This window comes from Sphingobacterium sp. BIGb0165, from assembly GCF_024810095.1.
In the GTDB taxonomy this organism is placed as follows: Bacteria; Bacteroidota; Bacteroidia; order Sphingobacteriales; family Sphingobacteriaceae; genus Sphingobacterium; species Sphingobacterium detergens.
In genome coordinates this window covers 80,801-107,344 of sequence record NZ_JANUEB010000005.1, presented here as the reverse complement: position 1 = coordinate 107,344, position 26,544 = coordinate 80,801, and the positions used below count along the sequence as shown (strand labels likewise).

The window sequence follows — 26,544 nt, the reverse complement described above, 5'->3', positions numbered from 1 at the left end:
CTTCCATACGTCCATTATCAAGATTGTAGTCAATGAACTTGCCAGAACAACTAAACAAATTTTACGAGAATTTTATTGATTTCAAACTACCATCTATCAAAACTTTCAGTTAACGGACATTACGATAAAAGAAAACTTTAATAAATATGATTCATCAGCTATAATTCTAACTATACACTGATCATATTTTCATCGACTAAAAAAACATTTTCAAGAAACACCCAACTGTAAGCGCAAAAATTCTCGAAATGTAAATCAAAAATCATGTTATATTCTATACGTTTTTTATCATCTAAACAGATTACGAAACTTTCGGGCAAATCTTTTCCAAAAACCTCGCCCTTCGTCGGCGTTATAACCGTAGCCGTAACCATAGCCATAACCATAGCGCGATTGCCCCATTTCAATTCCATTGAGGATCACTGCAAGATTTGAAAGTCTCTTTTCTTCATAAATTTTCTGTATTTCTGGTAATTGACGTTTATCCATTTTCCCCGCCCGTACAACAAATAATGTCAAATCTGAAATACGGTCTACAACTGTAGCATCTGCAACTATCCCCATCGGCACCCCATCAATAATAATATAATCATATTGATTACTTAGCTCAGCAATCATTTGATCAAGTCTTTTGCTCAATAATAATTCAACAGGATTTGGTGCTTCTGTACCAATGGAAATATAATCAACATTTCCACCGCGCAAATTTTTGTGAATTATGTCTTCTATAGTAAGATTAATATCGGAGAGGTAATGACTCACGCCTTTGCCCTCCTTGATGCCAATACGCTTACTTAGCGTTCCCTTGCGCAGATCCAGATCGATAACAACAACTTTTTTATCCAAAAACGACAGGGTATTGGACAGATTTAATGAAGTAAATGTCTTCCCAACACCTGGGATAAAAGATGTGAGCGTAATTACTTTAGGATGCTTGCCCTCCCTGGACATAAAACTGATGTTTGTGCGGAGGATACGAAATGCCTCCGTCAATGGATCCCTACCGACACTACTTACCAATATATTATCCTGTGCCGATCGTCTCGTTCTGATGAAAGGTATCTCACCCAATAGCGGCACCGTGATAGCATCTTCAATATCCTGACGGCGTCTGACTCCAGTGTCAAGTATCGATAGGGTTAAAATAATAATGGCTGGCAAGATAAAGCCAATTCCTATCCCCAAGCCTAATTTGCGTATTTTACTAGGGCCGATTGGCTGAAACGATGCTGTTGCTGGATCAATAATCCGAATGTTATCTTCGGTCATTGCCTGATTTATTGCATTTTCTTCACGCTTGTTCAAAAGATACAGATAGAGTTCTTCCTTAACTTTTTGCTGCCGCTCAACGGACAACATCACCCGTTGTTTTTGCGGGACCTGTAAAGCTTTCCCTCGAGCCTGGTATTCTTCGCGTTTCATGTTATTGGCCTTGATATGAAGCCCACCAATTGCATTATCTACCGCACGGGCAATATTATTACGTATTGCATTAAGGCCTTTATCCAGATCTTGAACAACAGGGTTGGCCTCACTGCTCCCTTCGATCAGGCGATTACGCCGTAGTAGCGTCGCATTATAGTCGCTGATCTGAGCCTCTACACTTGCGTCTACCAAGCCTGTATTGTTGGGTATCAAATCAGTCCTTTTCGCTTTATCTGCCAGATAATTACGCATCATTTGCGCCAGATTCATATCGGTCTCTACCTTTGTCCGTTCGGCTTGGTAGGTACGTGTATCTGCAAAATAGGCTTGGCCCACTGTTGCAGCGTCCATTCCCTGGTTTTGTATCCGCAGATCCTGGATATTCGATTCCACCGCACCAAGCTCCTGTTCGATGATGGACAGGCGCTCTCTGATAAAATCGGCTGTGTTTATACCAATCTGATTTTTATCCTGCAGTGCGATCTCATTATATACGACCACCATCTCTCCGATCAGGTCCGTTGCACGTCTGGGATTGGTATCCTCACACACCAACTGAAGTAACGAGGCATCCTCCTCCATCTGTGTGATGGATAGGGTCGAAACAAAGTAGTCTACCATATCCTCTAGTGCATATTTGCTTACCTTGATCTCCTGATCAAGATACGAATCTGTAATATCCTTATTTGGTTGGACAACAAGCTGTCCTATGGGCGTCTTAACTGTCTTACCCAAGACAGTTTTAATCTCCAAAGCTTTATTTCCTACACTCCAATTGGATAATAACACTTCATTTTTTCCCAATAAGGTTACTGTAAACGAGAACGATGCTTCTTCTCTCACTTGCGGCACAGTAATGAGTACGGGACTATTCTTGTAGAGTTCTTTCTGTCTTAACCCTTCTACGATTGAGTAGCTCATTTCTGCCCCGATCCGTTTAACGGTTTGCCGCATCAGCTCTTTGGATTTTAGCTGCAGAATTTCACTCGCCACACTGATTGAGTTATAGGCCTCGTTCGTTCTTGAAATCCGCGCCGTTCTCGGGGTATTCATCGGTGTTTTGATGATGATCGTTTCTGCACTTCGAAAGATGAAGGGGGATTTTGCATATTGATAATAGTAATACGCACCAAATAAAAGAATGGATAAAGCAAACCATTTCCAATGGTAGAGCAAATGCTTTAACACATCCAATATATTTATAGATCTGTCTTTTTGTATTGTGGTATATTCTGTTGCTTTCATCTCTTAGTTATTTTATCACGTTATTTTAACAGATTCAATGCGGTTAAAAGGACAGTAACCACACCTGTCGCTATGGCGGCAAATCGCCAGGTCCGATCTTCCTTCGCCGTGCTCTCTGCAGCAATCGGCTCTACATAGACGATATCATTTTGCTGTAGGTAATAAGCCGGTGAATCGAATATATCTTGAGACCCGATATTGTTGATCAGCTTTTTGCGTACGCCATTCTCCTCACGTATGACCGTTACGCGGTCTGAAGCAGCATTACGCGTCAATCCACCAGCTTTCGAAATAGCCTCCAGTAGATTAAGACGAGCATCAGGAACATCAATAATACCCACTCGATTCACTTCCCCCATCACGTTGACCTTCAGATTCAAAAGCTCAACTTTGACAATCGCGTCTTTGATAAACCCGCCATCTGACAGACGCTTGGACAATAGGTCACGTACCTGCTCTAGTGTTAATCCTTCCAAATGGAAATTACCCAAAATTGGGAAGGTGATATTTCCTTGCTGATCGATCAAATAGCTTTGGCTTTCCTGTCCAGCAGCATTGCTACTCACGCCATTTTCCTTTTCGCCCAAACTGTAACTTCCGCCAATCACATTAAAAGGGGCCGCAAGTTCAGGGTTTTTTGCACTGATTTTGATGCTGAGCCGGTCGCTTTTTTGCAATTTCAACATCGGGACATCAAGCATACGATAGTCTATATTTGGAACCATGTCATTGACATATACAATTTTCTTGGGGGCCGCACACGAACTAAAGAGGGCCAAACCAAGTAAAACAATCCATAAAGTGAGTTTTTTCATATTTTTATCAATAATTTTATTTTAGTACATCTGATATTATATCGCTTTGTTATACGAGCTCACTAGCTCATACATTATCTATCTTTTACGCCATTAAAAAAATGTATAAATGGAAACCAAAATGCTTCCTTAGGTACATAGGGAAAATATTTCAGCAAACGTTTTGTCAAAGTAGCAGTCCGGTTTTTTCGCAGCATATAGTCGCCCTCTATCTTTTCCATATTGGATGTATCATGAAATCCAAAATTGCCAACCGTCCAAACTTCATCTATAATCGCTAAGGAAGAAGGCGTCTTGGAGACAGGAAAAGGGAGCATTTCTTTGGGAAGACCAATATTGTCTACAAGTAGCTGGTGTACCGCAGTAAACCATCGGCTCAGTCCTAGTCGATTATAAATTTGATTTAATCTTTCCCCTTCCAGCTCCGCTGAATATTTGTTATACAAAGAAGCCAAATCGCAGAATTGGCGCAGACCAACACCAAAGGCAAGTGAATGTTTAAGAATATGTGCCGCAACCTGCAATACCTGAACTTGAGGAGCCAATATTGGGATCTGCTTTCCGTCTATTGCTGCAGTTGTATCCGGAAAATCTTTTCTCAGCTGCTTCAGTATTTTTTTCGAAAATGGATTATACAGATCAAATAGTCGATCATGAAGATCCAGTTCACTCTCTTTCCAAAGGTAGACTTGGCTCCCCTCTAGCAATTTGGGAACACCTAGTTTTGTCAATTGAAGACGAGCTAATGCCAGCTCTTCCTTACGCTCAAAATACCAATCAATATCTCCACAAACACGGTGTGATGGATTAGCATAAGTTGCCGCAAGTCCTTGTCCTTTCAATAAAAGGGGTTGCAGGCCGTGTCCTATAAAAAATTCATATTGCTCAGCGATATGCTTGTTCGCTAGCTGGTTACGGCGCTCAATCCGATCCACCTGTACTGACCACTTTATCTGCAATAGTCTAGGTGGCAAATTTTCCGGTCTCAAACGCAGGATACCATCGTATAGGATTGCCTCAACGGTTTGTTCTCTTGCTCGTTTGTACAGCGAAGACCATTCGTCATCCGACAAGGAAAAAAACGCTTCGTTGCGTTTTCCCTCGCCCCAGAGCCCTGTCTTCAATAGGTAGAAGAATGCCTTTTCAATGTTCGTATTATCCATATCAATTCGCCAAAAGAATGTTAGTCGCCAGCGCCTGTTTATAAATAAGCATGCATTTTTCTATCATTTTATCCCGCGTAAAATAGTCTTGAAAACGATTTAGACTTCCTGCAGCATAGTTTTGGTAGAGCATGTTATCGGATCCGATCCGGCCAATTGCAAGTGCAAGTGCCTCAGCGTCTCCAGGTTCAACGACCAAGCCCGAGATTTCATGTTGATTTACCCAGCTTACCCCTGAGCCAGGTATCTTGGTCGATACCACGGGTTTGCCACAGGACATCGCCTCGATTTGCACAATGGCGAAAGCCTCTGTTTTCCAGATCGAACTCAAGCAAAAAATGTCTGCAGCAGCAAAATAATTCGCAAGCATTTCATCATCAACAAAACCAATCATACTCACTTTCTCCTGCAGTTGCAGATCAGCAATAAGTTGTAAAAGCTGATCTTCAAGCGGTCCTTTTCCCCCAATAACAATATGAAACCTGTCGTCCAATTGTTGTGCCGCACGGATCAGAAATTCGTATCCTTTATATTCTACAAGCCTTCCAAGCGAGAAAACTATAATTTTGCTGGAATAGCGGTTTCTGATTGCTTCGACTTCCATTGGTTTAGCAACAATAGCATTCACACCGATGGGAAGGTTATCAATTTTATGCTGTACATGCTGTAAGAATGAAGATTCTTGCACATAGACAGGTGTTGTTCCCACGATTTTGTTGGCTCGTTTTATCAGCCAGCTCTGCAGTGGCTTATACAATTTGAGCAACGCTTTTTGTTTGATAATATCTGAATGCCAGTGTAGAATGACCTTACCTTTATATCCTGAAAGATACAAGGCCAATGTTGCCATTGGATCCGGATGATGGATATGGATCACATTGTAGTCTCCAGCAATTGCACGCAACTTAAAGATCATTCCCGGAGCTAGCATCGTACCTGCCAATTTTATTGCTGTATCTATCACAAAGAGTGTCGCATTTGAATTTACATGAATTACAGCCGCAGGATGCCCTTCTGTAGCGGCGCATAACATGTCGCAATGTACGCCCGCATCAGAAAGTCCGAGCATAAGATCATACATTACCTTTTCTACGCCACCCCGAATGGGATAAAATTTACCGAGTTGTAATACTTTCATCAGTTGTATGTTTATAAATCAATTTGTCAGTTTGAAAAATCAGCGTAATAATTTATTGAACAAATCTTCCCAGCTTAAGGAAAATGGTTCCTGTAATGGTTCCTTCCTGACCTCCTTCAAAAATGAATGGTCCCCTTTTATCAATGCTTTCATTTGCAGGGCAAGTGCCTTGGCATCATCCGTGTCAAAAAAAGATATTGCTTTACTTCCTGCCGCCGTATCATGGGCGTAGGGTAGATCCGCTAGCAACATGGGCTTTTCATATTGCGCAAATTCCGATATCGGCAAACCCCAGGATTCTACTCTGGAAGGGTAAATCAAACAGTCACTCGCGCAATAATATTCCTCAAGTACCTGCCTAGTGACAAAGCCCATAAAATCGACTGTCGGCAAATGCCCCCAATTCTTATGCAGCCATTTAGCATACCTGTTTTCATTGCCCTTTACAGTAAGATGAACCTTAAAATCCACGATTCCTTCCTTTTGCAGCATCTCTGCTGCCTTACAGATGACCTCAAAATTTTTGTGACTATTGGGTGAACTCGCAAACACGAAAGAATACCAACTATTTTTGCTATCTACTCCACTTGGAGAAATCAATCGGGGATGTGCCGGCGGGGTTACAATAATTTTATTCTTATTAATCCCAAACATGTCATGCAACCCCTTCCTAAACCATTCCTGTTGCACAACGATATACTTATTCGCATGGATATTGGGTCTGTAGATATATTTACTGAATAAAGCAAACAATACTATTTTTGGTGAAAATAGCAGATCATGCATTTTCCAGCGATAAAAAGGGAATGCATTGTGACAATACACCGCCCTTCGTTCGGCGACAACAGCGGGGGTTGTATCATGCAGTGAAAACCAAAGGTATACTGGTCCTATTTTCTTCGATATCGACCGCATCGAAACATATTCATACCAAAGTCGGTTGATCCAGCGTTTTTTAGGCCATTGTGTCTCAATATATTCTATATTCGGAAAATCCACAAGCGATTTCTTGTACACCACTGCCACGATCCGATACTCTCCTTGCTGTGCCAGCGCAGATAAATAGCTTAGACTATCTTTCAGTATCGTTAATGTGCCCGCCTCTACTAGGTTAACAGCTGAAATGACGATCGTTTTCATTAGACCTTCTCCTCCTTTCTCAACGACTCGAAGAGCACAAGCCATTGACGCATAACGCGTTCTTCACTAAAGTTTTCGGACATTTCCCTTGCCCTATTTCCCATTGTACTTCTTAATTGTTGATCCTTCATTAATAGGCATACTTTTTCAACAAAATCGTCCAGATCACCTTCGGCAATTAAAAAACCATTCTTATCCTGTCGGATGATATCTCTTGGTCCACACTTGCAAGCAAATGATACCATAGGAATACCACAAGCCTGTGCTTCAAGCAGGGCCATAGGTAATCCTTCATAACGCGATGTCATGACCACGATGGCACTCTCAAGGTATACGTCCATGATATTTTTTACCGGGGCATGGAGGATCACCCGTCCACTCAGGTCCAATTGATTAATTTGATCCGTTAATTCTTTCTTTAATGGTCCCTCGCCATAGATATCCAGTGTCCATTCCGGACATACTGCATTAATTCTTTTCCAGGCCTTGATGAGCTGGTCAAATCCTTTTTGATAATCAAACCGACCGACTGCAAGTGCATGCTTAGCTGACAACAGAGCAGGATCGGTAGGTAAGAAAGTATGTGCATTTGGAATGACCACAATATTTTTGAGGCCTTTCCAATAGGCTAAATCTTCGTTGGTCAATACGACAAATCGATCGTATTTTTTTGCAATAGCGAGATCTTGATACATACGCCATTTATTCAGTACTTTCCATAGTCCGTTCCGATCATATTGTAATCTTTTAAACCTTGAAAAGTGGATCTCCAGCAGCTTCTTGCTCCCGTCTTTGATCTGATGGAGAAGAGCCGCATCGTGGTCAAACATGGAGATAGCGATATCCGCGTTCAGCTCAAATAAGATCTTCTGGAGCTTCTTATAGTGAAGACGCTGTCTTTTTTTAAATGACCAAATTTTGCGCAACAACCCAAGATGCTGATCATCCGTATAATTGATACCAAGATCAATTTGTCGGATCGCAGGATGTAACGGAAAGTTCGGTCCACGTCCCTTCTGGTCTGTGGTAATAATGACCAGTTCATGCCCCTTTGCAGCAAGATAATTGGCTTTATTTGCAAGCACCCGTTCCATGCCACCGGCATTATACGTTCCCAAGATAGAATAGACGATTTTCATTTTCCGTATGAAATTTGGTGGTAAACAAAGCTCCCTGTAGTCCTTCAACACAATAAAACAGGGCATAAATCAAAAAGATATCGGTTGATACTTTAAACCAGATCGCGAAAGAGAAGGCCAATAACATGAGAAATAATAATTTATGCTTGCTGTACTTTTTCATAAAAGCAATCGCATTGAACACAAAAAACAGCACAAAAACACTAAATCCCAAGATCCCACAATACAATACAAAACGGCAGTAGCCGATATCCGTATTGAAAATCCAGCCGTCAAAAAGTCCTGTACCAATTAGCCAGGTCTTGGTATCAGTGGGCCACACCCACATGTTCATTGCCAGTTTATCGGTCGAATCTGTGCGCCATTCGCCGGTTTTATAAAAATTGAAGAACCCTTCAAAAGCAAACTGCATGTATCCCTTAAAAATTGCATTGCTCTCATAGAAATATATCGCCATCAAGGTTGCTAAGAAGAGTAATATCAATACGACGGAGAAGAATCTGACAAATTCGATGCGAATAATACGGCTGAATAATCCTGTTGAGAGGAGTATGTAAGCAAATCCCAAAGCTCCCCCAATGGAGGTAGTCCGGGAAATAACGTTACCCAAAACAAAGATGGCAAAGAAAGTTGTTACTAAAATGACAATAAGCGGTATATGGCGTTTTTCGAACAGATCTCTTGTAAACAATGTTGACAGCATAATGAGTACAATAGAGAAACGAACCCCGGCATTATCCAATGATGCTCCAATTCCATAAAGTCGGTCTACTTCCTGTGCAAAAGACTGCCCCTGTTCGATATAACGATCGACCAGCGACTGCACTGCAGGTGAGCTATCGATCCAAAAAGCGAGCACACATTGTAGCAAACATGCTGCCGCCAGGTAAAATGTCAAGAGATGGAAGTCAATAAATCCATGTATTTTATAGATCACAAAGGCGACGGTATATGCCGCCAGAAGCCAGATCGCAAAGCTCATAAAATAGGTCGCATAAGCAAAGTCATCCGTACGGTTGACATCCGTAGCGATAAAACAAACCAATGAAAAAACAATGGCCAAGACCGATGCAGTAAATAGCTGTTTACTGATCTCAATACGCTGTGTCAGTACCATCTGTCCAAATAGTAACAGGCATCCCACGCCCGCCAAAATAATTTTGGTGTTAACACTGGGCGGCAAAAACGTAAAGCCGAACGAGAAAAAATAACAGCTAACGACCACCAAGGCACAAAAAATTAAAAGCACTCGAATCATCTTATTTGTAGATTAATCCATAAATCATTCGTAATACAATTACATTATAAAGCCTAATCGCCCAAAATTGTTTTTTCCAGGCAAGCCATTGCAGTATCCGAGTACGCAATGAAACCGATACATTTTTAAGGATATATTGGTTTGACGACTTAAACCAATTTGTCCAAAGGATATAATCCGCTTTATGTCCTGTTACCAACAGTGGCAATTTGATATTCAACTTCAAAAAATCCATTCCTGACCCAATTTTATCAGCATAAGCGCTCGCCTTTAAGTAGATTTCGGTTTCTTTGATGTTCATTTCGACCTCCTGTTTGTGTTTTTCTGAAAATGTTTTGCTAATGGAGGCCGTATTATCCTGTCTATAATGATAGAATACCTTATCCAAGAGTACGATTTTCTGTGCTTGTACCATAAGCTTCATCATGACCGTTAGATCTTCACCCATATTGGCATCAGGAATAAATCTGATTAGATGCTCATCATAAAGTGAACGGCGTACCATAAACAACCAGAGATTCCAGCGCATTTTGCCAGCCATCATTGCCTGAATCGCCTCCAAAGGAGTACTACAAGCAGGTTGTGTCATTTTTCTACCATTTTTATGAAAGCTCAACCACCAATGAAAATAAACCACCTCAGCCCCAGACTGCAGCGCTTCTTTCACGCAACAAGCAACAGCTTCAGGTTGAATGGTATCGTCGGCATCCACGTACATAATAAATTCACCTGTAGCATGATTCAATGCTGTATTCCGCGCATTGGCAACACCCCTATTTTCCGGGTGTGAGATCACCATTGTCTTTAAGCAGGAGTCTTTCAAGATAACATCTGTAAACTTTAGCAGCATGCTTAAACTATCGTCTGTACTCGCATCATTTACGAAAATCAGCTCAATAGATTGATAGGTCTGTGCCTGCAGGGAACTCAATGTTCGATCGAGTGCATTCGCTGCATTATAGACCGGTACAATAATGGAAACCAATGGTAGACTGTTCATCGTATCAATAAATGCTTTAAGAAGTAAAAATTTCGCTTATAATCTGCTGTTTGTATCGTTGATCATCCGACGTCAGTTCCGCCGTCTCACCGGCGACTTCATTTACATATTTGCCTTCAATCGCTATTTTCTGCGTGGCCTTTTTCAAGAACCACTCATATTCAATATCCACATGTCCGATATCCAATGCTTGGATCCCGGCCAGAGAGAGATCATAAGCCAGCACAGTTGCTGTTGGCCCAAGCGCTACCAGCACGAGATCATAGTTAGCTGCGAAACGTATTGTCTCAGCTAATAATCGATCATATACCGAAAATGCGTTTTGTGATAATGTTATGATTCGGTCTACAACCGTCGCGTTACCAAATAAATCATTGCCCACCCCCAGGCGACTCATTTGTCCTTCAACAAGTAAGATCCGTCTGCCCTGCCACAGCTGCTTGAGCTGTTCAAAAAAATTGGCACTCTTTGATTTGTCGAGCCAATCGATATAGGGTCTTGTTACACAAGCGTCGTAATAAGGCTTGGCGAAATTGAAATAGGGTATATATTTTCGATAATGAAAAACGATAAACTGTTTCCAAAAGAAGCGTCCCCTTGGATTCAAATGTTGCACCGAACGCAGCCCATAGGGCACACAGATCAGACATCCTTCGGTATCGCTTCCGAGAATTTCACGTAAGCGCTGTGAAAGCTGATCATCAACAGTTTGAAACCCCAGATTCTCTGTCTGATTGATCATATGGAATTCACCGTCTCCAAATCGTGCCATCGAAACATTTGAAGAAATTAATTTCTCCAATGTTTCAACATTGGAATAAATCTTCGGAAAGGGTAATATGGTCTTGAAGAAGATATACCTGACATTCAGATACAAGCGTCGAATTACATTGATCATATTAGATAGCGTTATGAATTGGTTTAATATTGGCGTGGTTGACCACGCGTTCAAGGAGCGCTTTGTCACTGGAACTGAACTTCCTGGCAAATAACATATCCGAGGCAGTTAGTTTGTCAAAATCGTCGTCTGTCCATGCGATCAATTCGCCATCCTTCCAGCCGATGATACGTTGACAACCTCGCATTTCATCGCTGCTATTAAACAACCTGGGTCTAAAACAGGAATTCCAACAAAGGGTCTGTATAAAGATCTCATCACTACAAAAGGTCTTCTGGTATGTCTTTAATACGGCTTCCTTTTTCGGCAAAATATACCTTACAAAATCATCTGTCACACTGATCCACTGTGGTCCCTTTTTAAAGACCAAATCAGCATTTCGTTTTATATTCAAAAGAAATTGAATGCGCAAAAACAATGCACGTACTGTTTTACGCCAGATTGCAACAATCCCTTTTCCGGATCTGAACTGTCGAGGGTATAGATGAGTACGTCGGACTTTTCGGTCAATCTCCCTTTCGGTTGCTGCTTTAGAAATGCCGATAAACTCGCGACCTTGGTGTTTATGGAAGAACGCATGCACATCATCCTGATGTTTAAGTGGTAGATCAACTCCCGATAGGACATGATAATAAGCATATGCTTGTTGCGCAGCTGCTGTCTCAAACAAATTATATTCTGCCTGGATCATCGAAACATCCCCCCAACGTACATCGACACGATCTGACAGCACAACAAGCCTAGCCCTTTGCACCTGAAAATCGGGCATTTGATCCAATTTTTTATCAAAATGAATATAGATATCGTTACGTTCATCATCTAGGCAATAAAGAAGCTTCTCCAAGACAGAGAATTCATTATGCGCTAAAATCAAAAATGCATGTTTTACCATATCCTCACTATTTAAGATTACCTTGTTTATTGTTAAATGCAGTCAAATTTTCCCGCAAAACCCCTTCCAAATATTCCACTGTATCCTCCTGAAAATAGGTCATCTTATGCATACTTGTACGTTCAAAAATTTCACTATAGCTGATTGGATAATTGCCCCCTGCAAGTTTTGTCTGTAATAAATGCGGCGTAACATCGCTGACGATCTGACCTCTATCATATCCAACCCCCGAAACCATTAATTGTTCATGGAGGATCTGGAAAATAAAATAGTTAATTGCTTTATTCGCTGTCTTCCAATAATTAAATAGTAAGTCCGTCATACAAGACAACAATGGATCGTGCTTTTTAGCGAAAATAATACTGTTAAGCATCTTCACTTTATGCCGCTTGTCCCAGCCCCAGTAAAAAGCATAGGTATTCTTCCAGTAATTGGTATATTTTTCTGCTGCGTCCCGTTGATAAACAAAAAAATCCTGTTCTCTAAAGGCCGTAGGAAGATTATCCGTCAACAAAATTGTCGCATCAAGCCAAACACCGCCATACGTCTTCAGCAGGGCCAGTCGTAGTATATCAGAAAAAAAAGTAGGGCTGATTATTCCTGCTGCCTTTTTTTCAAGTATAAAATCCGGAAGGTCTACATATTGGCTCACGGTATTATCATCGACCCGAATGACTGTATAATCACCTTTGAAGTCGTCGACCGACTGAAAGCATAGTTTGACAATAGCGGGTAACCTATCGGCTGTTAGCCCCTGCCCCCAAAACTGCCAGATGACACCATTTGGCGGCAAATCTACCTTTGGCTGCAGCGGATAATGGCTAAGCAGACCAGCATGATCCTGTACAATCAACCTGTTCCATAGGGATGCAACCCGCTGATGCCTTTGCCAAATCATGCGCTGACGAATAATACTCCAGGTTTTAGTTAAAATAGACATGTGACACTTACTTTCAATTGATTACACCATTTTTTTTTCGCCAATTATTCTTTACAAGATCCTTAATGGACTTATATTCTTCCAACTGGATCAGGCTACAGAACCACCAGAATGACAATACATAACTTGCAACAAGGACAAGAGCTTTTGCCCATATTTGTAAGTCGAGTAATATCAAACCACTCCCCCACCAGATTAATGCGGCAATACTACAGGCTATCAGGATACTGGGCATAAGGTCAGCAAGTTGCTGCAGCATTGCATACTTCAGAAATTTAGCGGTATAAAACGTATTGATAAACAGGGATGCGACCGAAACAGCTACTTGCCCCCACAGCAACCCATAAATACCAAACCTAAGTCCCAGCACTACGGCGACAATGACCAGTAGCTTTTTGATAACTTCTAGCCTGAGGTAAAGATCAGCACGCCCTTTTACCTGCAAAATATTTAAATTATAGTTATGTATCGGCTGGAAAAGAGCACCCAATGCCAGGATCTGGAAGTACGGGACAACGGGCAACCACTTTTCACCCAATAACAAACCAACGATTGGCTCTGCGGCAATCATCATGATACATATGAGTGGCGCAACGATAAAAATAACAAGCTTAAGTACCCGGCGATAGGCATTACGCAGTTTCTCATCATCATCACTAAATTTCGCAAACAATGGATAAGTCACCTTATTCAGTGCGGTAGAAACATTATTTATGGGCAGGTTTTTTAAAGATTCGGCACGATTATAATAGCCGAGTGTTGTTTCGGCAAAACGTTTCCCGATCACGATCGAGTAGATATTATTAAAGAGAACATTGAGCAGTGCCGAAAGTGTAAGCCTGAATCCAAAAGCAAAATGATACCTAAACTTTTCACGGTCGAATTCAAATGTTGGTCTCCAGTCACTGTAAAACCAATATTGCAGGGTATAAAGTGCATTTTGAATCAATGCCGAATAAACCAGTGACCACACGCCAAATCCCGCTAGGGCGAAGCCCACACCACATAATCCACCCACGACAATCGATGGTAATCGTACTTTAAACGTCGTTTTAAAATCCAGTTTTTTATCAAAAAGTACAGCCTGTACGTGAACGAAACTATCAATGATTAATACAATACTATACACGCGAATGATCGGAGACAAAATAGGCATCGTATAAAATCGAGCGATCCAGGGAGATGCCACAAATATAACCAGATAAAGCAGTAGGGTCATGACAATATTGAACCAAAACACAGTCGACAAATCGCGGTTGTCTACAGCCTGTGTCCTGACTAAGCTACTACTCAAGCCTCCATTGATCAGTACAGACGAAATATTAATAACTACATTGAAAAGCGCTATGGTACCAAAATCCGCAGGCATCAATAGGCGCGCCAAAACCAAGCTCACCAAAAATGAGACTAGTTGTACGCCAAATTGGTCTAAGAATACCCAAAATGCCCCCTGTGTGACCTGCTTCTTTAAATCCATGGTTATGCTGTTAGTCGTATGTAATTAAGCTCTGATACTTGGACCGCAGGGAAAAAGGAAAGGCCTTAAGTAGACGACGCTGTACCCTTTTCAGATCGACTCGACTATTGGCCTTGTCACTGTTCACTTCAAACAATGACATCCAAGCACTTTCGCTAGCAAAAATCTCTTCTAGATTCTCAAAACCCTCGTAAAATGGAATATCTACAGAGCTAAAATAATCCCGAAATTTGAACCCATCTGTATCAATGTATCCTTCTTTTATCCACAACGCTGGTATACCATAAGCATGTGCTACAATAAGTCCATGTAATGAAGTTGATAAAATATATTCACAATCGCAAATAGCACGTACGATACGTTCTACATCATGGGTACGTAGATCGATAATATTAAAGTTATCACCCAGTTTATCCTGAAATGCTTCAACCTCTTTCCAATGTGGTATGATGCCGAGCTTGTGTTTTTTCACCTTCCTTGCAGGTATCCATAATGGGAGCAATAGTGCAGGATCACCCAATATTTCACACTTAGGGTATCCCATCCGAAGGAGCTTCTGACTTGTCAATTTGCCGCGCACAGCATAAATTTCTCCGCCGCCAAAAGGCTCATCGGAATTCATGAAGCCAGATCCCCAGACCTGGGATCTTGAATTTCCCCAACGGATCACTGATCCCACAGCAATTATCGATTTCTCTTGGGGCCACAGAATAGTGCCCAACTCTGCAAAACGTAACCGGACAATCTTTCCGATCAGGTTCTTTAATCTCGCGGCATATGAAGGCTGCCAGCTTTTATACTGCGTGGGCAGTCCCGTCAGCTCTTCAATTAGTCTTGGGCTCAACGCATCTCCAAAATTCTCCCCGGACCAGTATATCACATTTATTTTTTTCATTCAAAGAGTTTTATACAGAATTTCCATTTGATACTGAAAATTCTGTTTTCAAAACCTGTTTTAAACCATATTGCAGGTCGTAGGGTGGTGTAAATCCCGAATTCATGGCCTTGGTCGCATCATACTGTGTTACTGCACAGAATTTTTTGACACGGACAGAACTAATCGATAGTTTGCGGCGCATTATAAAAGCCAGCACATCAAAACCGTAACCACCTAACATTCCCAACCAATAGGGAACGCGCACAGTCGGTATTTTTTTTCCCAATATCCTTCCGGTATATTGCACCAGATCATTGGTTGAAAGATCTGGCTTGTCAACGTAGTTATAAACGTTATAACCCGCCGTCTTTACCATGACCAAATAGTTGATAAATGCAATGATATTACCAATATAGGACATTGACTTCTGGTTGGTTCCCGGGCCAATCATAATAAATTTACCCGAAGCGATCTGATGTAATAAATTGTACACATTACCTCGGTTCCCTTCCCCAAAAATGACCGTAGGCCGGATAATATTCACGTTCCAATCCAAATGCTCCTTATACCATTCTTGTAGGACCATTTCAGCTTTTAGTTTACTTTTTCCATAATGGTTAAAAGGATCAGTCGGCGTATCTTCATTGGGATTTTCTTTATCTAGCCCATAGACTGCAACTGAACTCGTAAAAATGATCCTTTTTATGCCATTTGCTTCCATTGCATCAAGGGTATTTTGCATCCCCTTGACATTGACATCATAATATTTTGATACCGGACTGACATCATCCCGATGTTCTGCAGCAAGCAAAATCACGGCGTCTACTCCGGCCAGCATTGCAGTTAATCCAGTTTTGTCCAATACATCCCCTATCTGTGTGAGAGAAGGGTGTTTAACGCTGGCTGATTTATCAATATTACATATTTCATTACCCGATACTTGGATAAGCAGATCGATAAGTTTTGTACCAACGAAACCAGATCCTCCGATAATTGCGATTTTCATATTGATTTAACTTTTTATAGATTGATAAATAATTGTAGTTTGATTATCATTTGTCTTTTTTCCAACCTATTGAATAGCCAATGGAAAGCGATCCAAAATAAGAGATCCATCAGAACGACAATGTTGTTGCTGATATAGCGTACAGTCACGATATTAAATAGACAAAAGAGAAGTGTAATGACAAGGATAAAGATCAGGGCACTATGACGGCTCAAACCAGCACGCAACAATTTGTGGTGCAAATGATTGCGATCAGGTTTGAAAATCGGCCTTCCTGTTCTCCAACGGACAAACATTACCCGGGCGACATCCATTATTGGGATGATCAGGGTGGAAAAGGCCACGACAATCGCTCCATCCGCAAAAGGCTTTATAAAATGGTTGTTCATGGCAAAACTGACCACTAAAAATGCCATCGAAAAACCAAGGGTCATGCTGCCCGTGTCGCCCATAAATATCCTTCTTCGCCGACGTGATGTACCGAATACATTGAAGTAAAAAAATGGGATGAGCACCCCGATTGTGATAAAAGCAAAAATCGCATGTAACCAAGCACCATAAGATGCAAATAGGCCACCCAACACCAATAAGCCAATAGAAACTACACCAGAGCAGAGTCCATCCAGACCATCGATCAGGTTAATTGCATTGATGATCAATACGACAACAAAAACTGTCAAAGGCATTCCGATCCATGCCGGGAGACCGATGATAAATCCCAATCCATAAAGATCATTTATCCATACACCACTTAATGGCAGGAGGCATCCGACCATGATTTGTGCAACAAATTTCCATTTATAGCTGACACCGATCAGGTCGTCACCGATACCGATCATAAATAGAATAACTAGGCCACAGACCATCAGTGCCATACTTGGCAGAATAATCCAAGAAGCCACTTGCAGATCCAATTCTCCAATATTCAGTTTATAAATGCAGACCAATGCAATCACCAATATGCAACATTGGATAGGCGCAAACGCCACTCCGCCTAGACGAGGGATAATATGCTGATGCAATTTGCGTGCATCCACTGGATCAAATAACCGCTTTTTATAAGAAATCAATAAGATATAAGGCATCATTCCCCAGCTTAAAAGCATGGCGCATAGAAAAGGTACCATGACAGTACACCACTTCATTATTTCCAAACTATTCATCTTGATCTATTCTATTAATGGGTATGATTCTTGACGGATGTATTCGATATTTATTTATCCAAAGCCAATAAAAGACTTTGAAAATCAGCGTCCCTCTTCAGCAGTTCATTGTTCTCATTTATGAGCAGCAGGGTCGGATACGATTTGATGGCAAAGAATTCTTTTTTCGAAGCCTCACCTTTAATATCGAATCCATTGATCCACTGTGCCGGAATTGTGTTTTTATAGGTATTCCAATCGTTTAGATCACCTACAGGACAAATAGCCACCACACGTAGTCTTTCCTCTTTTATCAAATCTGCCAGTTGTGTACTTTTTTTCATTTCAGCTATTTGCTGCTGGCTTTGTAGTCCTTCTGGGTCGTAAAAGATTAGCAGTTTATTTTCAGCCTTGACATCATTCAGCAGATGTCTTGCTCCTGCAATATCAATAAATTCATAATCGGATAGCGCAGGCTCAATTGACACTTTCTGCGGGGCATCATAGCTAGCTTCACCTTGACATGAAAAAAAGACTAATGCAAGAATATTCCATAGGTATTTTCGAAACGGCTTCATAATAAACGACTTGTCTTAATGGTGTTAAGAAATGCACGGCTTAACCATTTAGAAAAGCCGTACATAACCTTAAAAAACAATACTTTATCCCCTTTATTTCGCGATGGTAATTACCGCACGGCTTAAACGAGGATCATCATAGTACATATTAGCTACCCCGCCCTCATGAGCTACCTCCAATTGCGCTGGGTTCACATCAAACTCTTGTACCAATACATTATAAATTGCCTTAGCACGATCACGGCTAAGACGATCATTGATTTCGGTAGTTCCGGTTCCCTTGTCGGCATATCCGGTTACTTTGTATACCACATTTTTATTTCCCGTCTTAATTACCTTGGCAAAGAATCCAAGATTGACGCGAGCTTCATTACTGACAACACTTTTGTTGATTGGGAATGTTACCAATATCGGAGCAGCCAGGATTTTTTCCTCGACCTTGATATTCGTAATAGTTTTGTCACCCGCAGCAGCAAGCTGTGCTTTCAGCGCTTCATTGTCCTGTGAAAGCTTGTTTACTTTATCACGGAGACTATTTAATACCTCGTCACTATAGCTGATAACCACCGTACTCGGTTTCTCCCAGCCACGTTTTTTGAACTTATAGCTCAATCCCACGAGTCCGCTCAAAATACCATCCTGACTTCGGTTTCCAGTCTCACCATCGAATCGATCGTTGACCATAGCCCCACGAATATCAAGGGTCAGATCCAAGGCGTTGGTCAAACGAAAACTATTGAAAATACCGATATTAGCACTTACCTCCTTTTGGGAAGGCGCATCGTTTGTGACCATCCAGCCTAATCCAGCATAAGGGCTAATTGTATAAAAGCGATCTTCTTTGTAGCCACCGAAAATATTCGACAAGTTGAATAACACATCTCCATGGATATGGAAATAATTGAATTCCTGGTTATACAACCAATAACCTTCCCAAGGTTTACCTTCATATCTTTCACCAGTTGAATGGCTTCCGTTTTGTGTAACACCTTTTATTTTAAATCCGTTCACTCCGGCACGTACACCGATTCCAGGGCTAAACCATTTTCCCAGATTGAATTCAAAATTGGGCGTCAGACGTTCAGATAATTTCATCTGCTTATTATGATCGCCAAAGTAGATCTGTGCTCCCGCACCTACATTTACAAACCAATTGTCCCAAAACCCATTGGTCTTTACCTCGTATCTATCATCTGATACAGTAACTACGGTATCCCGCTTTACTTCCAGTTGCTGTGCCAGCGAAACTTTCGCTCCTGCAACAGCTAACATCATTAAAATTGTCTTTTTCAAAGTCATTTCGGTCAAAAATATTTGTTTAGTACACTTGCTATTTTATTCGAAACAAAATTGAATAAAACAAACTTTCCGCTCAATATAACCATGACCAAACCAGACTTTCCATTTTCAAAAAAAAATGTACCCTAGCCCCATCTGACTTGGTAATATTGTTCCTAATGAAAAGAAATAAAGCTTTTCTATAACTTTAAGTACCTGTTAAAAACCATAATTTTCTGTAAATAGACAGTGAATTTCAGGTAATGAAAACAAAGCTCTCTCCTTGATAAAACCGAATAGTAAACACCTGTAGTACAGTAGCTACAGATTAGCCAATTATCAACCGTCACCCCATTTACCCACCAATTGACAAACAGTAAATATTCTTTATGAGGATTGCTCAATACATTTTTTCCTGACCTGTTGAATGACCATAATATATTCTATCCCAAAGTATTACCCCCCAAAAAAAAACAAACCTTTCTAGTGCATGCATATTTATACACATTGTAAAAAAGGATATCAAGTAGCACTGTAGAAAATATCAGTTTATCTAACAGCATTAGCCAAAAAACAAGCCTTTCTAGCGCATAGGGGTGCATGTTAATTATAGAAAATAGGGGTTACAAAATATCACAGTAGAAGATAGTCTCAATCCAAAGTTAAATGTCTTATGTCGTCAACATTTCGGCTAGTTCATGCGCAATTACCTGTATTCGAGATATTAGCACTCTGAAGAACGATAAATCATGGGAATGATACGTTTTCGTATAACGTTTTATTGGTAGTTATACATGAAAAGCGCTAAATTATTAGGATATTGAAGATCCTAATAAGGTAGTAGAGTAATTGAATATTTTACGTATCGCTATCTCATACGCAAACGCTGAAAGTATGCAGAAGGGGGAATTCCTATTACAGCCTTAAACACAGAAGAAAATTTACTGATACTTGAAAATCCGGCCTTATCTGCAAGGACGGAGAACTTCATCTTTAACAAATTTGGATCATGTTCTACGCATTCGATCAGGTATTTAATACGGGCCTGTTGTACGTAACTGTTAAAATCCAAGCCAAAATATTTATTTATAATAAAGGATGCATAGCGCTGGTTAGTCCCGAGCAGATCAGCTACATCATTTAGACTTACGCTTCTCTTTAGGAAAAACAAATTTGCTTGAGCTTTCTCAAATTCCTGCAACAAACGATCTTCGGTAATCTTGCTTATCAACACATCGCTGCGTTTTGAATCCTCTTTCAAGTACTCATTGGGCACATCGCTATTTGCAAGGGTACCGTCGGACTCAATAGCCAAGGATTGCTCGGGTTCAATGAATTCGCCCGGTTTAGATTTCTCATATAGATATTGTTTAACAGAAATAAGCAACAATACAATGTTAATCATTAAGAGGCTTACATTAATCAGAATAAATAGATGATGATAATTACTTTCCATATTTATTTGTTGACTATTAAAGTGAGGTTCGCAATCTCAATAAATCAACTCCAAAAACAGCGAGTAGACTTACAACATCTAATTTCCATAAAAATGTTATAACAGCGAATACTGTTTGAGCTCAATAATCCGACATGTAGCGATATGCTGACAAAATTTAACGGAATAGCTACAAATGCAAATATTCAGTATTTCCTCCCCTTTTATCCGCCAATTTTCCTAAGTCATCTAACCCTACCTGATATTTATTCAAATCCTATCAGAGAAGTATAGTAAAACAATTTTTTAAGACATAGTTGTAGCAAACAAGGGAGAGTTTACTCTTATACTTTATAGGTTTTTAAGAATTAAATTATAGTTATTGTAGTACATATACTACAAACTTTCGTAATAAACTACTTATTAGGGTTTTAAAAATATATCCAATAACTGAAATTTTATTTCTCATTTAAGAAAATATTGTGTTGGAACAATTATTTAAACTAGCAAAGAATACCATCATCTACCTTAATTTAACCCATTGTCCTTTGGTTTTCCATGCTATTACTATATTTTTTTTAAAAAAAAGAAAGCCAGCTGTATCCATCAATATAGTGGCAGTGGGTTTGTTTTGCTCAATTTTGCTTCATATCAACGAACTAGGTTTACAGGTTTACTAAACGATTTTACAAACGATATTGGCTGAAACGCCTTTGAAAAGTCATCTTAATATTTTTAATTATTGAATGGCGAAGGTTCTCCAATGTATAAATATATTTTATTCTAATTAAAGAATGAGGTGATTATAAATTTTTTTTAAATATGAAAAGAACGCAAAAACACATTCCTTACAAGGCCCCAACTGTCAGCATGCTTGTGCTTGAAATGGAGCAGGGTATTGCGGCAACATCGACGGGAACTGTTAACCCCGGAGATTCAACCACGCCAAATCAGCCTAAGGTAGAAGACTGGACCGATAAGGGGTCCCAAAACAAAGACTTTGATCTATAATAAAAAAGCGAAGCATATGTTACTAAAGAATATAACCACAAGATTCATTTGTCTATTCATGATCGGGGGTATTTTTGTATCCGTCACATCATGTTCTTCAAAAGACGAACAGGTGTTACCTGAAAAAGGCGCTGTACTTAATGTCGGCGTGAAGGGAATTGAGGAAGTCATTGTCGAGAACCCTTCAAAACAAGGATCGATAAATACATCCGGCAAAGAAAAATCCAGTACGCTGGGTCATCCAATTGTTTCATTGGGCGACGTAGATGCCTTGATCGATTTTGAACAAGGATCAGCTTTACAAACACCTACTATTAGCAATAATGTTCCAACTATCGCGGACACGGAGACTGCTAAGGCCGCAACAGGCGGATTGAGAGCTGCTACAGCCTCTCTAATGGATATCGGTGTTAAATTTCGTCTTTTGATATACGACAACACCAATACGCAAATTTTCAATCAGGTCGCGACCTCTGGTACAAATCCACAGATACAACTCGTTGCCTATAAAAAATATACCTGGTATGCCGTTTCTCTCAATGAAAAGAACGGCACCGTTCCGACCATGGGCAGTAACGGTGTTATTGCACGTGCGGGATTAGAAAATAAGGACGTTTTATATGCTTCGGGTTCATTCGACGCTCTTGACGGCCCCAACTATTTGGATATTATATTCAAAAGGATGACTGCCAGAATTCAGGTCAAATTAAATGTAAGGGGATTATTTGGCACAATAGAAAATAATACAAGCGTCACGTTAGTCAAAAACAGTACAAATACAACTGTCCTAAAAATGGGCGATTTTAATGTATTAACAGGTCAATTTGCCCAGGTAGTTGATGTCAATAAAGCTGTTTTGGGTCCAGAGATGATCGCAGAGAGTGGTAATCCGGCGGGAACGGTCAAAGTGGCAAATTTTTACACCTTAAATACGGATGCGATCAATGCCAACAACTTTAAAATTAAATTTAACACACTAAAAATCAACTTGGACGATTCACGGGTCCGTACTTTTGCACCGCCATTATATACTTATCCAGGAGCTTACACACCTACTATAGGTTCCACCTATGCACTGAATATACGCTTGATCGAATCACCTGTAAAAGTCAAAGGTGTACTATGGGCTCGATCGAATCTTATCTATAACAGCTCCCATACGGACAGTTATCGATTAAAATCCAATCCTGGAGGTTCGACGTCCGCGACCAGAGATACGGAGTTTTGGAATTGGAAATCATCTACGCCAAATAGTGCTACGTCCAATGTAGATCCCTGTGTATCTGTTTATCCTGCAGGGACCTGGCGCATGTCTACCAAAGCAGAATGGGAGTCTATCGGCCAGCCAGATGACAAGCAAGAGGTATTAGGTTTATTTTGGGGCGCTCAATATGCCTATGTATGGCAGCGCGATAGTGATAATCCGGCAAATGCTGCCTATGACGATAATAACCTCGTATTGTCCTTTGGTGGCTACCGCACAACCGGTGGTACGGTAACAGGTAGTCCGGGCGGTATCGCATTAGGAGCATTCGCTTCGGGAGAATGCCATTATTGGACATCAGACAATGCAAATTCAACTACAGCTTATGCTGTCAGATCATCATTCACAAGAATTGCCTGGTTATTCTCCTGGGGAAATGTCACTTATCCAAACCTCAACAAATCCGAAGGCCGAAATATCCGTTGCGTACGGCAAATCGTAAATAATTGATATTAAAATAGCTCCGCAGGTACTGCCTGCTACCATTCAGTTTAACGACGATCTTTAATCGGATCTCTATATATTACAAGTAATTATGGGGATCCGATTTATTTTGGGTCCATTAAATTGCTACCCTTAACAAAGTCTGCGGTACTGGTACTTCTATGTGCAGAAATTTCACTCAACTACAACTGGAATATTCAAGTCTAAAAGCAGAAAGAAATAACTAGCCATTATTTCAATATTATTAACTATTTAATCATATATTAATAACTATGAAAAAGCACCATCAAATGGAGCCTTCGGATCCCGCTAAACCACCATTTAAAGAAAGGCTTCAGTTAGCTGTTTCGGGCATTATGGAAGGATATTTATTATTGGAAGAAGCTGTCGATAAATACCAAGTTCCACCGTCCAGTATCATTAAAGTCTTAAAGAAAATACAAAAACTAAAGAAAGAGGCATTGAAAATACCTAAAGAAAAAAAAGAAACAACTGAAAATACAACACCAAACCCTGACCTTTAATCGCCTTAACAACAACCTCATTTAAGGCGAACCAATAATCCTTTTGAGCATAGCTATACAGGCTGTATAGCTATGCTCAAAAGGATTTAAGCTCCCCCCTTACCCTCCTATTGAAATAACCTGAGTCATGATTGCAGGTTAGGATGTATTTGCATACTTTTAAAATATACAAATGCAACAATATTGCTTTTATTAAGTATTTTATTACATTTGCAATCAATACAACACTTAATATTATCGATATGAAGTTTGGTCAGCGGTTATTCGTACTCCTACTACTGTGCATTTTGGTCACAGCCTTTGTTAATTCCTGTTCTACTATTCCTAATAAAGGCTTGTCTGCGAGAAAAAGTAAAAATACGATCGAGCGATTAAGGGATTCTATCTTACAGGTAGGGCTCGACGGTGAGGCATTATACACTATTCTCGGCACTATTAAGCCCATGAGTAGCGTGGTCGCATTCAATTTCCCAGTGGGCAATAGCGATAGCACACGAAAATTGGACGAGCATATTTTAAGGTCAAATCAACAGTTTCGCGATTTGGATACAATCAGCCAGATTCAACAGGCGATCAACAGTATTGACATTCCGGGGCTCAAATTTGTGATGGTTCCTTATAAGACAGCATATGCCAAAAGCAGGATTTTACAGGTTACTGTCGTACGCATTTCCGCTTTAGACAGTGTGTTAAATAGCAAGAAATCATTTTTTGGACAATACGGTTTTGTTCCTGGTACGGATCCGGCAGTACTACTTACTGTAAATGAATACGAAAAACGTTATGAAAGACTGCGGGGATATGGTTATCTGTTTGGTTACCCAGATTACGCCGTGGATTTTTTTGTCAGGGCTTTTCAGCAGTCCGACAGCACCGGGAATCACGTGGAGCGCAAGTTTTTCCAAATCCCAACCTATGGCCATGCAACAGGCAGCTTTGTGTATGCCTATCCGAAAGACCATGTCACTTCAGCCTTGGACTCCACTATTTACAAGCGCGCTCAGCAAGTACTTAAAAACTACAAATCAATTCGCGGAGCCTATCTCAATAGGGACAGCACATTGCGCGCCTACGACCTGATCAAAGATTTTTATGAGGCACAGCATAAAAAGTAAATGATCAAAAAACAGGAAAAAGTAGGCCTCATGGGATCAATATCCCTTATTGTCGCCAATATGGTGGGTACAGGGGTCTTTACAAGTTTGGGGTTTCAGCTAAAGGGAGTTACATCCGCATTTCCGATTATGCTGTTATGGTTTATCGGTGGAGTTACTGCATTTTGCGGAGCAGTAAGCTATAGACAGCTCATTCGCTATTTCCCGGATTCAGGAGGAGAAACGTATTTTGTGAGCCAGCTTTATGGTCGCAAAGCTTCCTATTTGACAGGAATTATCAGCCTAATTTTTGGTTTTGCCGCCCCCATTGCCCTCTCGGCGCTGGCATTTGCAAATTACATGTTCTCCAACAGTTCCCCTGATAAGACAATGGTAGCTTCGATCCTGGTTATTGGAATTAGCATGGCTCATTCTGTCAATATCGGCACCAGCACTATCTTGCAATCCGTTTCTTCCGTTTTTAAGATATTGATCTTAGTGGGTTTTATCTGCTGTGGTTTGTGGATAGGAAATCGTTCCGGTATAGCTACCCTTCCCCATAAACAAGATCTGGAAACAATCTTCTCCGTACCTTATATGCTTTCCTTTATATATGTCCATTACGCCTATTCAGGATGGAATGCCAGCATTTATATTTTTCGGGAAATCCGCCAGGAAGCTGTTCTTTACCGGTCATTATTTTTATCGGTAACCATTGTGACACTGCTCTATCTATTGTTGAATTTTGTGTTTCTAACTTCGTCTGGAATTCAGGAGCTGCAAGGAGTCGTACAAGTCGGTGAGGTTGCTGCCAAAAATATTTTGGGCAACAAATTCGGGGCCCTATTTTCCTACCTTATTGCCCTATTACTTGTATCCGGTATCAGTGCTATGGTATGGGCTGGATCACGTGTTTCCATGAAAATGGAGGAGCTACTGAAGGGATCCCTATTGCCCCAAGAGGTTCCTCGAAAGCATATAGTCATTCTGGCCTGTATCAGTCTTTTGTTTATCTGGATCGCATCCTTTGAGCTCATACTGGCAATTACATCGGTTATATTATCCTTGTGTTCGGTCGCGGTTGTATTTGGGCTCTTTATCCAAGATAAGAGGTTAGGAAATCCCAGTAGCTTATCCCGCTTTGTCAAGATCTGCGCGATAAGCTATTGCCTCGTCATCGGCCTATCCAATACTTACCTTTTCTATTCAGCGCTAAAGTCTTTCCTTTAGCCTATCAAGGGGCTGTCCAACAATTTTTTGGACAGCCCCTTTTTATTCAACATTTACCCATATCTCCTACAACGCCATTTTTCAGCGCTATCATGCGAAGCATGTTATATGCTACCCTATGAATACTTTCC

23 protein-coding genes are annotated in these 26,544 nt (G+C 40.6%); 5 read left to right on the top strand and 18 right to left on the bottom strand.

Features of this window, described 5'->3' with window-relative positions:
* Nucleotides 1-288: 288 nt before the first annotated feature.
* The 18 genes from M2408_RS12535 to M2408_RS12450 all read right to left on the bottom strand — a co-directional run bounded on the left by M2408_RS12535 (nt 289) and on the right by M2408_RS12450 (nt 20,867).
* Entirely contained in the window at nt 289-2,670 is a 2,382-nt protein-coding gene (locus M2408_RS12535; RefSeq protein WP_259182267.1) for a polysaccharide biosynthesis tyrosine autokinase, read from the bottom strand.
* Between the two features lie 20 nt (nt 2,671-2,690).
* On the bottom strand, nt 2,691-3,485 hold the full coding sequence (locus M2408_RS12530; RefSeq protein ID WP_259182266.1) for a polysaccharide biosynthesis/export family protein: 795 nt from the start codon (nt 3,483-3,485) through the stop codon (nt 2,691-2,693).
* Nucleotides 3,486-3,559: 74 nt separating this feature from the next.
* Nucleotides 3,560-4,648 (bottom strand): nucleotidyltransferase family protein, encoded by a 1,089-nt coding sequence (locus M2408_RS12525; RefSeq protein WP_259182265.1) that lies wholly within the window; start codon nt 4,646-4,648, stop codon nt 3,560-3,562.
* 1 nt (nt 4,649) lies between these two features.
* The gene (locus tag M2408_RS12520; protein WP_259182263.1) at nt 4,650-5,786 is read right to left on the bottom strand and encodes a glycosyltransferase; all 1,137 of its coding nucleotides are present in this window, start codon (nt 5,784-5,786) and stop codon (nt 4,650-4,652) included.
* Nucleotides 5,787-5,825: 39 nt separating this feature from the next.
* Nucleotides 5,826-6,971: a glycosyltransferase family 1 protein gene (locus M2408_RS12515; RefSeq protein WP_259182261.1), complete on the bottom strand. Its 1,146-nt coding sequence runs from the start codon at nt 6,969-6,971 to the stop codon at nt 5,826-5,828.
* The gene (locus tag M2408_RS12510) at nt 6,926-8,065 is read right to left on the bottom strand and encodes a glycosyltransferase family 4 protein (protein ID WP_259182260.1); all 1,140 of its coding nucleotides are present in this window, start codon (nt 8,063-8,065) and stop codon (nt 6,926-6,928) included. The genes M2408_RS12515 and M2408_RS12510 overlap by 46 nt, the downstream gene beginning before the upstream one ends.
* Nucleotides 8,031-9,314, bottom strand: coding sequence for a hypothetical protein (locus M2408_RS12505; RefSeq protein ID WP_259182259.1), 1,284 nt, complete (start codon nt 9,312-9,314; stop codon nt 8,031-8,033). The genes M2408_RS12510 and M2408_RS12505 overlap by 35 nt, the downstream gene beginning before the upstream one ends.
* Before the next feature lie 10 nt (nt 9,315-9,324).
* A complete protein-coding gene (locus tag M2408_RS12500; protein ID WP_259182257.1) occupies nt 9,325-10,323 on the bottom strand; it encodes a glycosyltransferase family 2 protein in 999 nt (332 codons plus the stop codon).
* A 16-nt stretch (nt 10,324-10,339) separates the two neighbouring features.
* The gene (locus tag M2408_RS12495) at nt 10,340-11,221 is read right to left on the bottom strand and encodes a GT-D fold domain-containing glycosyltransferase (RefSeq protein WP_259182255.1); all 882 of its coding nucleotides are present in this window, start codon (nt 11,219-11,221) and stop codon (nt 10,340-10,342) included.
* 1 nt (nt 11,222) lies between these two features.
* Nucleotides 11,223-12,113, bottom strand: a complete 891-nt coding sequence (locus tag M2408_RS12490; protein ID WP_259182254.1) for a beta-1,6-N-acetylglucosaminyltransferase — start codon at nt 12,111-12,113, stop codon at nt 11,223-11,225.
* Nucleotides 12,114-12,120: 7 nt separating this feature from the next.
* The gene (locus tag M2408_RS12485) at nt 12,121-13,053 is read right to left on the bottom strand and encodes a capsular polysaccharide synthesis protein (protein WP_259182252.1); all 933 of its coding nucleotides are present in this window, start codon (nt 13,051-13,053) and stop codon (nt 12,121-12,123) included.
* 13 nt (nt 13,054-13,066) lie between these two features.
* Nucleotides 13,067-14,530 carry a lipopolysaccharide biosynthesis protein gene (locus M2408_RS12480; protein WP_259182251.1) on the bottom strand — a complete coding sequence of 488 codons (1,464 nt, stop codon included), beginning with the start codon at nt 14,528-14,530 and terminating at the stop codon, nt 13,067-13,069.
* Nucleotides 14,531-14,540: 10 nt separating this feature from the next.
* Nucleotides 14,541-15,425 carry a polysaccharide pyruvyl transferase family protein gene (locus M2408_RS12475; protein WP_259182249.1) on the bottom strand — a complete coding sequence of 295 codons (885 nt, stop codon included), beginning with the start codon at nt 15,423-15,425 and terminating at the stop codon, nt 14,541-14,543.
* A gap of 10 nt (nt 15,426-15,435) precedes the next feature.
* Nucleotides 15,436-16,413 carry an NAD-dependent epimerase/dehydratase family protein gene (locus M2408_RS12470; protein ID WP_310446874.1) on the bottom strand — a complete coding sequence of 326 codons (978 nt, stop codon included), beginning with the start codon at nt 16,411-16,413 and terminating at the stop codon, nt 15,436-15,438.
* A gap of 14 nt (nt 16,414-16,427) precedes the next feature.
* The gene (locus M2408_RS12465) at nt 16,428-17,576 is read right to left on the bottom strand and encodes an MraY family glycosyltransferase (RefSeq protein ID WP_259182248.1); all 1,149 of its coding nucleotides are present in this window, start codon (nt 17,574-17,576) and stop codon (nt 16,428-16,430) included.
* Between the two features lie 50 nt (nt 17,577-17,626).
* Nucleotides 17,627-18,133 (bottom strand): thioredoxin family protein, encoded by a 507-nt coding sequence (locus tag M2408_RS12460; protein ID WP_259182246.1) that lies wholly within the window; start codon nt 18,131-18,133, stop codon nt 17,627-17,629.
* 93 nt (nt 18,134-18,226) lie between these two features.
* Nucleotides 18,227-19,408: an OmpA family protein gene (locus M2408_RS12455; protein WP_259182244.1), complete on the bottom strand. Its 1,182-nt coding sequence runs from the start codon at nt 19,406-19,408 to the stop codon at nt 18,227-18,229.
* A gap of 871 nt (nt 19,409-20,279) precedes the next feature.
* Nucleotides 20,280-20,867, bottom strand: a complete 588-nt coding sequence (locus tag M2408_RS12450; protein WP_259182242.1) for an AraC family transcriptional regulator — start codon at nt 20,865-20,867, stop codon at nt 20,280-20,282.
* An 801-nt stretch (nt 20,868-21,668) separates the two neighbouring features.
* Between M2408_RS12450 and M2408_RS12445 the strand changes: the two genes are divergently transcribed.
* The 5 genes from M2408_RS12445 (at nt 21,669) to M2408_RS12425 (ending at nt 26,413) form a co-directional block, all read left to right on the top strand.
* A complete protein-coding gene (locus M2408_RS12445) occupies nt 21,669-21,857 on the top strand; it encodes a hypothetical protein (RefSeq protein ID WP_259182240.1) in 189 nt (62 codons plus the stop codon).
* Nucleotides 21,858-21,873: 16 nt separating this feature from the next.
* Nucleotides 21,874-23,571: a hypothetical protein gene (locus M2408_RS12440; protein WP_259182237.1), complete on the top strand. Its 1,698-nt coding sequence runs from the start codon at nt 21,874-21,876 to the stop codon at nt 23,569-23,571.
* A 266-nt stretch (nt 23,572-23,837) separates the two neighbouring features.
* On the top strand, nt 23,838-24,089 hold the full coding sequence (locus M2408_RS12435) for a hypothetical protein (protein ID WP_259182236.1): 252 nt from the start codon (nt 23,838-23,840) through the stop codon (nt 24,087-24,089).
* Nucleotides 24,090-24,331: 242 nt separating this feature from the next.
* Nucleotides 24,332-25,204 carry a hypothetical protein gene (locus M2408_RS12430; protein ID WP_259182234.1) on the top strand — a complete coding sequence of 291 codons (873 nt, stop codon included), beginning with the start codon at nt 24,332-24,334 and terminating at the stop codon, nt 25,202-25,204.
* Nucleotides 25,205-26,413 carry an APC family permease gene (locus M2408_RS12425; protein ID WP_259182231.1) on the top strand — a complete coding sequence of 403 codons (1,209 nt, stop codon included), beginning with the start codon at nt 25,205-25,207 and terminating at the stop codon, nt 26,411-26,413. It begins immediately after the preceding gene.
* Nucleotides 26,414-26,544 lie beyond the last annotated feature (131 nt).